The sequence below is a fragment of the Paenibacillus sp. SAF-068 genome (assembly GCF_051967555.1).
Lineage (GTDB): Bacteria > Bacillota > Bacilli > Paenibacillales > Paenibacillaceae > Paenibacillus.
Window position 1 is genome coordinate 189,494 of record NZ_JBQCJX010000002.1, and the last position, 13,354, is coordinate 202,847.

The 13,354-nt window shown below is 45.3% G+C and carries 13 protein-coding genes; 12 read left to right on the top strand and 1 reads right to left on the bottom strand.

What is annotated here, in order from left to right; all coding sequences use genetic code 11:
• Positions 1 to 3 precede the first annotated feature (3 nt).
• The 6 genes from ACTHPG_RS14850 (at position 4) to ACTHPG_RS14875 (ending at position 4,977) form a co-directional block, all read left to right on the top strand.
• Positions 4 to 543 (top strand): GNAT family N-acetyltransferase, encoded by a 540-nt coding sequence (locus ACTHPG_RS14850; RefSeq protein WP_440390371.1) that lies wholly within the window; start codon positions 4 to 6, stop codon positions 541 to 543.
• A 28-nt stretch (positions 544 to 571) separates the two neighbouring features.
• Positions 572 to 1,051, top strand: coding sequence for a DinB family protein (locus tag ACTHPG_RS14855; protein WP_440390372.1), 480 nt, complete (start codon positions 572 to 574; stop codon positions 1,049 to 1,051).
• A gap of 37 nt (positions 1,052 to 1,088) precedes the next feature.
• Positions 1,089 to 1,961 carry an aminoglycoside phosphotransferase family protein gene (locus ACTHPG_RS14860; protein WP_440390373.1) on the top strand — a complete coding sequence of 291 codons (873 nt, stop codon included), beginning with the start codon at positions 1,089 to 1,091 and terminating at the stop codon, positions 1,959 to 1,961.
• A 135-nt stretch (positions 1,962 to 2,096) separates the two neighbouring features.
• Positions 2,097 to 2,444 (top strand): hypothetical protein, encoded by a 348-nt coding sequence (locus ACTHPG_RS14865; protein WP_440390374.1) that lies wholly within the window; start codon positions 2,097 to 2,099, stop codon positions 2,442 to 2,444.
• Positions 2,445 to 2,683: 239 nt separating this feature from the next.
• Positions 2,684 to 3,688 carry an endo-1,4-beta-xylanase gene (locus ACTHPG_RS14870; RefSeq protein WP_440390375.1) on the top strand — a complete coding sequence of 335 codons (1,005 nt, stop codon included), beginning with the start codon at positions 2,684 to 2,686 and terminating at the stop codon, positions 3,686 to 3,688.
• Positions 3,689 to 4,158: 470 nt separating this feature from the next.
• On the top strand, positions 4,159 to 4,977 hold the full coding sequence (locus ACTHPG_RS14875) for a purine-nucleoside phosphorylase (protein ID WP_440390376.1): 819 nt from the start codon (positions 4,159 to 4,161) through the stop codon (positions 4,975 to 4,977).
• 128 nt (positions 4,978 to 5,105) lie between these two features.
• Here the strand turns inward: ACTHPG_RS14875 and ACTHPG_RS14880 are convergent, their stop codons facing one another.
• Positions 5,106 to 6,182, bottom strand: coding sequence for a LacI family DNA-binding transcriptional regulator (locus ACTHPG_RS14880; RefSeq protein ID WP_440390377.1), 1,077 nt, complete (start codon positions 6,180 to 6,182; stop codon positions 5,106 to 5,108).
• A gap of 541 nt (positions 6,183 to 6,723) precedes the next feature.
• Between ACTHPG_RS14880 and ACTHPG_RS14885 the strand changes: the two genes are divergently transcribed.
• The 6 genes from ACTHPG_RS14885 (at position 6,724) to ACTHPG_RS14910 (ending at position 13,256) form a co-directional block, all read left to right on the top strand.
• Positions 6,724 to 7,584 (top strand): ABC transporter permease, encoded by an 861-nt coding sequence (locus ACTHPG_RS14885; protein WP_440390817.1) that lies wholly within the window; start codon positions 6,724 to 6,726, stop codon positions 7,582 to 7,584.
• Positions 7,585 to 7,600: 16 nt separating this feature from the next.
• The gene (locus ACTHPG_RS14890) at positions 7,601 to 8,482 is read left to right on the top strand and encodes a carbohydrate ABC transporter permease (RefSeq protein ID WP_215076232.1); all 882 of its coding nucleotides are present in this window, start codon (positions 7,601 to 7,603) and stop codon (positions 8,480 to 8,482) included.
• 56 nt (positions 8,483 to 8,538) lie between these two features.
• Positions 8,539 to 10,146 (top strand): ABC transporter substrate-binding protein, encoded by a 1,608-nt coding sequence (locus ACTHPG_RS14895; protein WP_440390378.1) that lies wholly within the window; start codon positions 8,539 to 8,541, stop codon positions 10,144 to 10,146.
• Positions 10,147 to 10,171: 25 nt separating this feature from the next.
• Positions 10,172 to 11,650: a glycoside hydrolase family 32 protein gene (locus ACTHPG_RS14900; protein WP_440390379.1), complete on the top strand. Its 1,479-nt coding sequence runs from the start codon at positions 10,172 to 10,174 to the stop codon at positions 11,648 to 11,650.
• A gap of 23 nt (positions 11,651 to 11,673) precedes the next feature.
• Positions 11,674 to 12,573 (top strand): ROK family protein, encoded by a 900-nt coding sequence (locus ACTHPG_RS14905; RefSeq protein ID WP_440390380.1) that lies wholly within the window; start codon positions 11,674 to 11,676, stop codon positions 12,571 to 12,573.
• A gap of 242 nt (positions 12,574 to 12,815) precedes the next feature.
• On the top strand, positions 12,816 to 13,256 hold the full coding sequence (locus ACTHPG_RS14910; RefSeq protein ID WP_440390381.1) for a GNAT family N-acetyltransferase: 441 nt from the start codon (positions 12,816 to 12,818) through the stop codon (positions 13,254 to 13,256).
• Positions 13,257 to 13,354: the final 98 nt, after the last annotated feature.

Genomic DNA, 13,354 nt, shown 5'->3' on the forward strand with positions numbered 1-13,354 from the left:
ATTATGATGAAACAACTTCCAGTAGAATGGAACTCAGACAGGCTCATTATTTCGGACGTGAAAGAGTATGGTATTCCTGAACTTGAGTCCATATATGAGACCAGTCGGTACTTACATCAATGGGATGGACGAGAGCATGTTCAGGATTATGTGAGAAAATGTTTTGAAAAAGGCCACCTTCCGCCAGAAGGAAGACAGGAGAATTATCGAATTCAATCCATTCGTACGGCTGAGGATGATCGCAACATTGGTTTGTTAAGTGTGTATCACGGTTATCCTTCTGAGGATTCGCTATATCTGGAGTTTCTGTATATTCAGAGTGAAATCCAGAAGCAGGGATATGGACAAGAATTAATTCAGGCACTGACTCTCCATTGTTCCGAGCTAGGTTACAAGGAAATTCGAATTAACGTGGCGCTCAAAAATTGGCCTGCATTACGCTTCTGGATCAAATCTGGATTTAATCAGATCAGCGGGATTTTTGGTGATCTTGAATTTTCTAATGATACCTTTGCAAATACGGAATTGATCAAATCTCTCTGAAAGCACAAATGAAAAGGGGAATATACCAATGGAAACTTTCTTTCGTTACAACTGGATCGTGCGTGAGCAATGGTATGCGTGGTGTGAGGATGTACCGCTAGAAGAATTGCTTCGGCCGCGTACGGGCGGAGTAGGCAGCATATTACAAACGTTGTTTCATATCATTGATGTAGAGTGGAGCTGGCTTCAATTGCTTCAGGGCAAACCGGATGATGCGGAAGACTTTGCAAACTACCAGAACCTTGATGCCGTAAGACAATTGGATCGCAGATTACGGCCGGATGTGAAGGTGTTTGTTACAGCGTGGGAGCCGAGTATGGAAAAAAGAGCTTATATCGATCATAACCCGGATGGCAAGTCTGGTACAGATTCATGGGGAGAAGTTATGCGACATGTGATCGCCCATGAGATTCACCATATGGGACAGTTGTCGGTATGGGCCAGAGAATTAGGCAAGCAGCCGGTATCCGCCAATGTCATTGGCAAAGACCTGATTATACCTGACTAACCAGAGAGTCGCTCATAACATGAAAGAAGGGGAAACGATGACGATTCAACTTAGTCAGATAAATTGGATAGAACTGGATGAACGTATCCAACAGATGATTGAACAGGACGTTCAGATCATGCCCTTGCCACCGGGACTGGAAGCGAGTGTGATGAGGATCGAAATGGAGGATCAGCGGTACGTATTGAAGGTCTGGGACAAAGATTCCAAACCGGATATCGCCAAGCAATATCGATTATTGTGCAAGCTGTATCAAAGTGGAATTCGTGTATCCAAACCCTACGGCTGGGGATTGGACAAAGAACAGAACCAATTGCTGTTAACGAGTTATGATGGAGAGCCAGTAACCCAATTAACACAAACCAAACTGACATATCTGGCTGAGCGATTAATGGAGGTCCATCGATATCCGGTGAATGAAGCGGGTGCTGGAGAAGATGGAGAATACATATTCAAAACCGATTTTGTTGAATACTTTTTTCCTCAGATCGAATTACACGAAGATATTCATGAGCATCTCACAAACCTGATTCAGCAAGTACAGATCAGACAGGAATGTTTGATTCATGGCGATTATAATCTGGGAAACGTTCTTGAATTGCACGGCCATTACACCATTATCGATTGGACGAACGGACAATACGGCGATCCGAGGTATGATAGGGCATGGTCTGTTTTTCTTATCACCATCTATAATGGGGAAAGTTACGGCGAGATGTATCGGGCTCAATTGGCACCTGCTGCGAATGATGTGTATACGCTGGAAGAGGAACAGATTTTTGGAGCAATAGCTTGCCTGCGCTGGATTCTGTTAAGGCGCGTTGGGGGTGTGCCGATGGGGCCAGATGTCATGGAACGGGTTCACAGCATGGCTGTCCATAATCCTTATTTGAATGAACATCTGCTGTAACCATAGTCACGGAATATCGGTGACGACACTATGCAATGTATGAGAATCCGATCACTTTTTTTGCAAATAAAATATACAGCCTGTCCTAAATTAGCGATCCTCGCATACCTATGATAATAGAGGAGCGTGATCGATATGGAGCAGAAAGTGCAGACCTACTTTGAATTAAAGCAGCAGCAAAAAGATATTGAGCAACGGTTGTCTGTACTACGAGATGAGATCGTTGCATATTGTGCAGAACAAGGGGTCTATGAGACGCAGGTTGGTGGTTACACCGTGAAAACAGTGCTTCAGAACCGGAAGGAATACGATGATCAGAAGCTGTATGCTTCTCTTCCAGACCCGGACATCTGGCGATTGTTGTCCAAGGTAGACAGCCATAAGCTGAAAAGTCTCATCAAGCTGAACATCCTGTCCGAGGAGCAAATTAACCCGGCATGCACAGTGAAACAGGTGACCTTGTTACAGGTGGATAAGCTGTAACATGACATATCCTCCGATGAGTTGAATTAAATGGAACATCACGATTCACATGGCACCTTCCAAGAAATAGTTCTGTTGCGATGAGCAGTGGAACGGACGTGAAGGTGTTTTTGTTTTGCGAACGAACAGTCTCAGGACTAATAATAGTTAAATATGAGGGGGAAGAAGTATAATTTTTTCATTGTAAGCGTATTCAGATATCGATATGATGGATAAAAACGGGCAGGGAGGAATTGTAAATGACAACAGAAATTCCATCGCTATATGCTGCGTACGCTAATACGTTCAAAATAGGTGCTGCTGTACATACCGGAATGTTGCAGTCCGAAGGGGAATTTATCGCCAAACACTTCAATAGCATTACGGCTGAAAATCAGATGAAATTCGAAGAGCTTCACCCGGAAGAGGATCGTTATACATTTGAGGCGGCGGATGAAATTGTTGATTTTGCAGTTGCCCATGGAATTGGGGTTCGCGGGCACACTTTGGTCTGGCATAATCAGACATCGAAATGGGTTTTCGAGGATACTTCGGGTGCTCCTGCTTCCAGAGAACTGTTATTATCCCGCTTGAAGCAACATATTGATACGGTAGCAGGTCGATATAAGGGGCAAATATATGCGTGGGATGTCGTCAATGAAGCTATTGAAGACAAGACCGACTTATTCATGCGGGACACAAAGTGGCTCCAGCTATTGGGAGAAGATTATTTGCTGCAAGCATTTAGCATGGCTCATGAAGCAGATCCTAATGCCCTGCTTTTCTATAATGATTATAATGAGACAGATCCGGTCAAACGGGAGAAAATATACAAACTGGTTCGGTCCTTATTGGATCAGGGAGCGCCTGTACACGGGATTGGGTTGCAGGGGCATTGGAATATTTATGGTCCTTCGATTGAGGATATCCGAATGGCGATTGAGCGCTATGCTTCACTGGATGTGCAGCTGCACGTTACTGAGCTGGATCTGTCCGTGTTTCGTTACGAGGATCGTCGAACAGACCTCACCGCGCCAACTTCGGAGATGGCCGAGCTACAGGAGCGTCGGTATGAAGAAATCTTCAATCTGTTCCGTGAGTATAAATCATCCATTACCTCAGTGACATTCTGGGGAGTAGCGGACAATTATACCTGGTTGGACCATTTTCCGGTACGCGGACGCAAAAACTGGCCTTTTGTATTTGATCAACAGTTGCAGCCAAAGGAATCATTTTGGCGTATAATCAAAGATAACGAACAATGAAGCTGTTTGCGTATTGAATCAAATCAGCAGGAACAAATATTCACTGGAGTAACATACTCGATATGGTTTTAAGCGATCCTGTGACACAGGGTCTTTTTTTATATATAAAGTTGGAATAATAACAAGGAGGGCATGTTTTGTTACGGAAACGATTCAAACAGTGGGCTGAACAGCAGGCAGATTGCTTGCTTAAAGTAAATGGAATATGAAGTGATTCACATCGAGACGGAAGTACTGATGTTGTGGAAGTATATTGAACGAATCGATGAGGAAGAACCTGATTTTGCTGGACTTCTTACAACTTATTTTCAAGTGCTACAATCTGGACAGAAGCCCTAACCTTGGATTGGCAGGATTCTCCCCTCCGATGATTCCGACAACTGCTTCCATTTACATCAGGACCATTGTTCATTACACTTGATGAGGAGTACTTCGTTAATTCCAATTCAGATTATCAGGAGGATATCATTATGCATCAATCCGCACATATTCAGGAAGCAAGAGATTACATATTAAACCGAATCCATACCAAACCTGCCGTAGGCATGATTCTGGGTTCAGGGCTGGGAGCGCTCGCGGACGAGATTGAAAATGCGACCGTTATTCCGTATACAGATATTCCGTATTTCGCGCAATCGGAAGCCATCGGTCATGCCAATGAATTGGTCATTGGTGAACTGATGGGCAAAACGGTTGTAGCGATGAAAGGCCGTCTTCATTACTATGAAGGTTTCACATTGGATGAAGTGACGTTCCCGGTTCGCATTATGAAAGCATTGGGTGTTGAACAATTGCTTATCACCAATGCCTGCGGAGCAATTAACACAAGCTTTGAGCCGGGACAACTGATGCTCATTACAGATCATATTAACCTGGTGGGCAATAACCCGTTGATGGGACCGAACAACGCTGAACTGGGTGTGCGTTTCCCGGACGTATCACAGGTATACAGCCGTGAACTGCGCAGCATTGCACTTAAGGTTGCAGAAGAGCAAAATGTGGGTCTGCAGCAAGGTGTCTATGCATGGTGGAGTGGTCCGGCATATGAGACACCAGCCGAGATACGCATGATTCGTACGATGGGTGCGGATGCAGTGGGCATGTCCACGGTACCTGAAGCGATTGTTGCCATCCATGGCGGCATGAAGGTATTGGGCATTTCCTGTCTGACGAACATGGCCTGTGGCATTCTGGATCAGCCGTTAAGTCATGACGAAGTCATTGAAGTGGCTGCCCAAGTGAAAACAACCTTTATCGGGCTGGTAAAAGGCATCTTGAAAGAGATCTAATCGCCCGATGATTATATTTTAGGCAGCAATGGACAGGATTGAGTTTCCATACAGCCAAGTTGAAACTGAATTGAAACGACCAAAAAACGTATGCTTCACGAGTTGTTACTCGTGAGACATACGTTTTTTTATTTTGCAGAAATATGAACTATCTGAGAATCAGCGGGCATGATCGCTGGCGTAGACTCCCTGATGATCGGTTTGGTCATAATGTGCGAGACCTGATATGGCTGTGTCGGACTATTAATCCGAGATAACAGCATCTCCGCAGCTGTAATGCCCATCTCATTGCTGTAAATATGAACCGTCGTTAATGCAGGCTCAATAATTCGGGATTGTGGTGCATTATCGAATCCGCATATCGCAACATCCTGCGGAACGGAAACATTTCTGGCTTTCAAAGCACGGATCAGATCGACGGCAAGAAAATCATTGGCACACACATAAGCGGAAGGTAGGGAATTCAGCTCTGCGACCCGGTGGTTCAACCATCCTGGCTTGGAGAAGCATAGCCGATCATTATCCAGGATGCAATGGGATAGATCGACTTGCAGCCCCGATTCAAGCATAGCACGGTGATATCCAACCCAGCGTTCATTAAAACTCTTGCAGTGATTGTAATCTCCGACAAATCCAATACTCGTGTAGCCGCTCTCAATTAATTTTTTGGTTATATGATAGATGCTATGTTCATTCTCCATAAGGAGCAAATCTGCATGGAATTCGGGATAACATATGTTGGAAGCGCAATCGATAAAGATCGTGGGGATGCCCAGATCGGTAATCAGCTGAGTGTATTCCAGATCAAATAATTCAATGCAAATGATGCCGTCTACTTTGGCGATGTCAAAATTGTTGGGCAGTGTAAGCGTATCTTGATCGTCTTCACGCACAATATGAATCGAGAGATTGTATCCCTCCGCACTGATTCTTTTCTCCAATCCGCTGATTAACAACGAACCAAAGTGAGATGTATTAGGCAGATTTTCAGTCAACAAGGCGATATTGCCCGGGGCCTTGGTTAGAACATGCTCATTTTCCATATAGGCGAACTGTTTATATTTAAGTTCAATTGCTTTCTTAATTACGCGGTTTCGGGTCTCATCCGGGATGTTTCCGCTATCGTTCAATGCTTTGGAAGCCGTATTTCTGGAGATCCCCAAAGCATCAGCGATGTCTTGTATCGTGACTTTTTCCTTTGCCATCTAATGCTTCACCTCTACTAATCAATAGTTATCCATATTCTTCTCTACGTCAAATGTATAATAGAACGGAACAAATAGCAATCTTTGCTTTACAAATGAACAATCTAGTTTGCATTATTAGATACGAGTTTCAGTTTTATAATTCTTCTAATCGCTTTGTTGCAATTGTCATTAGAGTGGACAAATAGTAGTGGGAATGTGGGGGTCTCTAAGTTGTTATCGCCAGATTTATGTTGGCTATATGCACTTTCAGAACGTTTAGGTTACCTAAATGTAAAGACGGAATAATCAAATGCACAAATTATTTTTTACAAAATGTATTGACTAATTCCTTGAACACCTGATAAATTGTAAATTATCAAATAGGCAATTGTAAATATTGAAAGCCCTTACCGAAAACAATTGTCAACTTCAAGAATGGAACGGAGGTAACATGTTGGATAACATAGTGGACACCAAAAAGGGCAGAGGAAGGGGAGTAAAAGTGAGGACGGCCAATGGTCACAGGTTGCAGCAGCTTAAGAAGAATTACTTTTTATATATGTTGCTCGCACCAGCCTTAATTTTGACTCTAATCTTCAAGTATATCCCGATGTACGGAGCCATTATTGCGTTTAAGGATTTCAGTCCGATCAAAGGCATTATGGGCAGTGATTGGGTGGGATTAAAGCATTTTGAGAAATTTATAGCCTCACCCAATTTCGATATCATTTTAATGAATACGCTTAAACTCAGCTTTTTGGGATTGATATTCAGTTTCCCAGTGCCCATTTTGCTGGCACTCATGCTGAATCAGGTACGCAAAGCTGGCGTGAAGAAAAATATTCAGTTGTTTCTGTATGCACCCAATTTCATCTCGGTTGTTGTCGTGGTTGGTATGTTATTCATCTTCCTCTCACCGACAGGGCCGATTAATCAATTCGCCACATGGATTACAGGTCAGCCGATCATGTTCATGTCTGAACCGGAATACTTCCGCTGGATCTACATTTTGTCCGATATCTGGACCGGGGCGGGCTGGGCATCCATCATATATGTCGCAGCTTTGGCCAATGTTGATCCGGAGCTCCACAATGCCGCCAATCTTGATGGAGCCAACCTCCTTCAACGTATTCGGCACATTGACCTTCCAACCATTCGACCGATTATGGCTATCGTCTTTATCCTGGCAGCTGGTGGCATTATGTCCATTGGATTTGAGAAGGCCTATCTGATGCAGACGTCCATGAACCTGCCTTCCTCCGAGATTATTGCCACGTATGTCTATAAGGTGGGACTCCAGTCCGGAGATTACGCTTATTCTGCGGCAGTGGGATTGTTCAACTCGGTGATCAATGTAATTTTGCTGGTGACGGTGAATCTGATCGTGAAGAAATTGAATGAAGGCGAAGGCCTCTATTAGGAAAGGAGTATGATCCATGGTTGTTAAACACACGGGGATGGATCGATTGATCCTCACACTCAATGCCATTTTTCTCACTTGTGCTGTACTGGTTGTGGTGGTTCCCCTGATTTATATTGTTATCGCCTCATTCATGGACCCTACTGTGTTGTTGAATCGTGGACTGTCCTTCAATGTATCCGATTGGAGTCTGGATGGATATCAGATGATTTTGTCCAATCCAGCCATGATTCGGGGGTTTGCAAATGCGGTACTGTACTCGGTTTCCTTTGCACTGATCACCGTGACCGTATCCATATTCGCAGGTTATGCCTTGTCGGATGAAAGGCTCGCGGGACGCGGATTTTTCATGATTATCTTTATCATTACGATGTTCTTCGGCGGGGGATTAATCCCTACCTATCTTCTCATACGCAATCTCGGCATGCTGGATACGGTGTGGGCAATCATCATTCCAGGAGCCGTTAACGTCTGGAACATCATCCTCTCCAGAACCTTCTTCAAAGGAGTCCCTCGGGAACTGAAAGAAGCTGCAAACGTGGATGGCGCCTCTGAAATGAAAATTTTCTTCCAGATCGTCATTCCGTTGTCGAAGCCCATCATATTTGTACTCGCCCTCTATGCGTTTGTTGGGCAATGGAACTCCTATTTTGATGCGATGATCTATCTGGATAATCCGAACCTGCATCCGTTACAGCTCGTTCTGCGCTCCATTCTGATTCAGAATCAGGCTGCACCGGGCATGATCAGTGATCAGCTCGCGATGGCAGAACTGAAACGGCTCTCCGAGATGATTAAATACTCAGCCATTGTCATTTCGAGTCTGCCCCTCATCATCATGTACCCGTTCTTCCAGAAGTACTTCGAAAAAGGTGTCATGGTCGGTTCCCTCAAATAGTGAACAGCCTGCACTATAGCAAGTTTGATCTAACTCAATCCATGGAGGTCATTATCATGAAAAAAGTGAACAAGTCCAGAAAAGCCGCTACAACGGCGTCCATTTCCATGTTATCTGCGATGCTCTTTCTAACTGCCTGTGGCGGGGGTGGAAGCGGCGCAGCAAGTGAGGCGCAATCCCCTGATGGCAAGGTGACATTGAATTTTATCACACAGAGCTCTCCGCTGGCTCCAGCTGATCCGAACGACAAGCTCATTAACAAGCGACTCGAAGAAAAAACCAATGTGCATATCAACTGGAAGAACTATACGAGTGATGTGTTTGCAGAAAAAAGAAATCTGGCGGTTGCCAGCGGTGATTTGCCGGATGCCATATTTGATGCAGGTTACGGGGATTATGATCTCCTGAAACTGGCGAAGGACGGGGCGATCATTCCACTTGAAGACATGATTGAACAACACATGCCCAATCTGAAAAAGGTGCTGGAGGAAGCTCCTGAATACAAGAGCATGATTACAGCTCCGGACGGACATATCTATTCATTCCCATGGATTGAAGAACTCGGAAGTGGCAAACAACGAATTCAGACGGTGGATAACTTGCCATGGATTAATGTGGAATGGCTGAACAAGCTCGGACTGAAGATGCCAACGACAACCGAAGAGTTGAAAGAAGTGCTGATCGCGTTCAAAACCCAAGATCCCAACGGCAACGGCAAGGCCGACGAAATTCCATTGTCTTTTATTAACAAGCCAGGCGGAGAAGATCTGACATTTCTCTTTGCCGCATTTGGACTCGGAGAGAACTGGGATCATACCGTGGTAACCAATGATGGAAAAGTGGTCTTCACTGCAGCTGATGAAGGCTACAAGGAAGCCGTTAAATACATTCATGAGCTGGTTCAGGAAGGTCTCGTGGATGTGGAATCATATCAGCAGGATTGGAATACGTATCTGGCAAAAGGCAAGGACAACAAGTATGGCATGTACTTCACTTGGGATAAAGCCAACATTACGGGCATGAATGATACGTATGATGTTCTGCCTCCAATTGCCGGACCTGATGGAGAAGTTAACGTCACAAGAACAAACGGAATAGGGCTTGATCGTGGTCGCATGGTCATTACCAGCAGCAATAAAAACCTGGAATCTACAGCGAAGTGGGTAGACCAATTGTACGATCCGCTCCAATCTGTCCAGAACAACTGGGGTACGTATGGAGACGAGAGTCAGCAAAATATATTTGAATTCGATGAAGCCAAGGGCATGTTGAAGCATCTTCCGCTGGAAGGCTCTGCACCTGTGGAACTCAGACAAAAAACAAGTATCGCGGGACCATTGGCCATTCTCGACAGTTATTATGACAAATACACCACCAAACCGGAAGATGCGGCTTGGCGCATGGAACTTCTCGATAAGGTTATGGTGCCGCATATGAAAGCGGAGAACGTATATCCAAGTGTGTTCTTCTCCATTGATGAACTGGATCGATTGTCCACGATTGAGACCGATCTCTTCGCCTACGTGTTACGTCTGCGTACGGAGTGGTATCAGAACGGGAAAATAGATCAGGAATGGGATGCTTACTTGAAAGAGCTGGATCGCCTTGGATTGCAAGAATGGCTACAGATTAAACAAGCGGGATATGACCGTAATAACCAATAAAGAAAAGTACGGAGGAGAAACCATAATGTCGACAATACTTAAACAAGATTATAGAAATGAATACCATTTTTCACCGAAAGAAAAGTGGATGAACGACCCGAACGGTATGGTGTTTTTCAATGGGGAGTATCACTTGTTCTATCAGCATCACCCACATGGAACCACATGGGGCCCCATGCATTGGGGCCATGCAGTGAGCAGGGACCTGATCTCCTGGGAGGAACTTCCGATAGCCTTACTCCCCGATGAGAATGGCACTATATTCTCGGGAAGTGCCGTAGTGGATTGGAATAATACAACCGGATTCTTTGAGGGTGAGCCAGGATTGGTTGCTATTTTCACCCATCATCTTGAAGTTAAAGACCGAGATGCCATACAAACCCAAAGTCTGGCGTATAGCAAAGACAGCGGCAGAAGCTGGACTAAGTACGAAGGTAATCCGGTATTAAAGCATGAGTCCTTTGTTGATTTTCGTGATCCCAAAGTGTTCTGGCATGAGCAGACCAAGGAGTGGGTTATGATAATCGCATGTGGGCAAACGGTATGTCTGTATCGTTCTCCCAATCTGAAGGATTGGACGCTAGGAAGTGAATTTGGCGCCGGGATTGGTTCACATGATGGCGTGTGGGAATGCCCCGACCTGTTCCCGCTTGCAGTGGATGGAGATTCAGGGCAGGAGAAATGGGTGATGCTCGTTAGCATCGGTGCAGATCCTGCTTTTATTGAAGGCTCCAGAACGCAATATTTTACCGGAGATTTTGATGGAAGTACATTTGTCCCAGACGAGGCATCCCATACGGTTCGCTGGATTGATTATGGTCGTGATAACTACGCAGGGGTTAGTTGGTCTGACGTTCCTGAGGAAGATGGAAGACGCCTCATGATTGGCTGGATGAGCAACTGGATGTATGCCAACCAGACGCCAACCCATAATTACCGTGGAGCCATGACCATTGCCCGGGAGTTGACACTGGAGACAAGAGCGAGAGAAGTTATATTGATTCAACGTCCTGCACGTGAACTTGAGCAAGCCCGTACGCCAGTATTGTCCCTGCAGGATACTTCGATTCAGCAAGTGAGTGAGCAGTTAAACGCTTTGCAACTAGTGAACTATGAGATCCATGCAGAGTGGGCTCCGAATCAGTCGTTCCATTTTGCCTTAAGAAGCGGAGCTGACAACGAAACGCTCGTTGGCGTAGACGCCAACCGAGGGGAAGTGTATATCGATCGCAGTCGCTCGGGTATCGGCGATTTTCATGAACATTTCCTGGGACGCCATGCAGCTGAGTTAAAAGAGGTAAATGTAAACCAAAGTTTGCGTATCTTTGTAGATCATTCATCTGTGGAGGTATTTGCGAATGATGGTCAGGCAGTTATCACGGATCTGATCTATCCGGATGTGGACTCCAAGGGCATCTCTGCCCATGCCGAAAATACGGATCTGGTATTCTCTTCAATTCAACTCTATGAGATCTCACCGAACAAGGCTACGGGTCCATTGTAATGAAAGGGGAGGAGTGCAGAACGATGCGTATTGGAGCCATTGAAGCAGGCGGAACGAAGTTCATATGTGGTGTAGGAAATGAACATGGTCAGATTGAAGATCAGATCAGCTTTCCAACAGAGCATCCGGATGCAACACTTTCCAGGGTAATCGACTATTTCAAGGATAAAGGTGTGCAAGCCATGGGGATCGGTTCCTTTGGTCCGATGGATCTGCAACAGGATAGTCCCACCTATGGTTATATTACGACCACACCTAAGCCTGGATGGGGCAACTGTAATGTGGTTGGAACTTTGAAGCAAGAATTTCCGGTTCCTATCGGATGGGATACGGATGTGAATGCTGCCGCACTCGGTGAAGTGACATGGGGAGCGGCGCAAGGACTGGACAACTGTGTTTATTACACGATTGGCACAGGCGTTGGTGTTGGACTCGTAGCAGGGGGCGAGCGAGTACACGGATTGTTACATCCCGAGGGTGGACATATTCGCACAAGACGCCATCCGGATGATCCCTTTGCCGGATGTTGCCCGTATCATGGCGATTGCCTGGAGGGCATGGCTTCAGGGCCAGCCATTGAAGCACGCTGGCAGAGTCCTGGCGGTGAACTGCCGGCAGATCACCCGGCGTGGGAGATTGAATCCTTTTACATTGCGGAGTCGATTACGACGGCCATCTTGCTTCATTCGCCGCAGAAGATCATCTTGGGCGGTGGTGTGATGAAGCAAGATCATCTGTTTCCTATGATACGTGAGCGGGTTGTGCGGAATCTCAATGGTTATGTGAATGCAGCTCCAATTACGCAACATATCGACCAATATATTGTGCAGCCCGGATTGGGCCAGCATGCAGGCTTGTGTGGTGCGCTAGCACTGGGTCTGGAAGCATTACAACATGCAGTGCAAGCGTCACATGTTTCATAATTCTCTAAAATAATGTATATCCCGGAAGGGGCGGTTGAGGGTTCGCTTATTTTGTTAAGCGGACCTTTACTGTCCTTTTTCTTTTTTGATGGAGGATATGCTGGAAAAATAGAGTACGTTCTCAAATCCAATGTTGCTCAAGTGAGTTGTCAAAGGTATGATTTTGAGTGTCCTATCCCTATAGTGATATAAGATAAGACATTCAAAAACTGGCGTGTCTCCGATAGAAAGGAATCCAATCAATGAACCCAATAACGATGCGTCAAGCTGTACAGGCAGACCAAGAGCAACTCGCTGATTTGCGAGCCTTGGTACTATACGATGATTTAACCAGGCTGGGAAGGTACGATGATGTGAAAGTACGTGAACGTTTCCGAAATACATTCGACCCTGTCCATACGCGGATTATTGAAGTGGAGGGATCCATGGCAGGTTGTGTAGCATTGAAGCCCAAGGCTGAGGTATATCTATTGGAACATTTCTACATACATCCCGATTACCAGGGCCAGAGAATAGGAACTCAGGTGCTCAACATGCTGCTGAAACTGGATGAAGTTCAGGGCAGGCGAGTTACTTTAAATGTGTTGCAGGGGAGCCCTGCTCGACGATTGTATGAACGATTTGGATTTATGCTGGACAGTGAAGATGAGGTTGATGTGTTTATGTCCGTTCAATTGCAGTAATTTTTACTGTACATCCATAACAGACCCATTCATTTAATTCTTGAATGGGTCTATTGAACTTTTCTATTATACTTTCCAGTGGTCGTACCCTAATATGG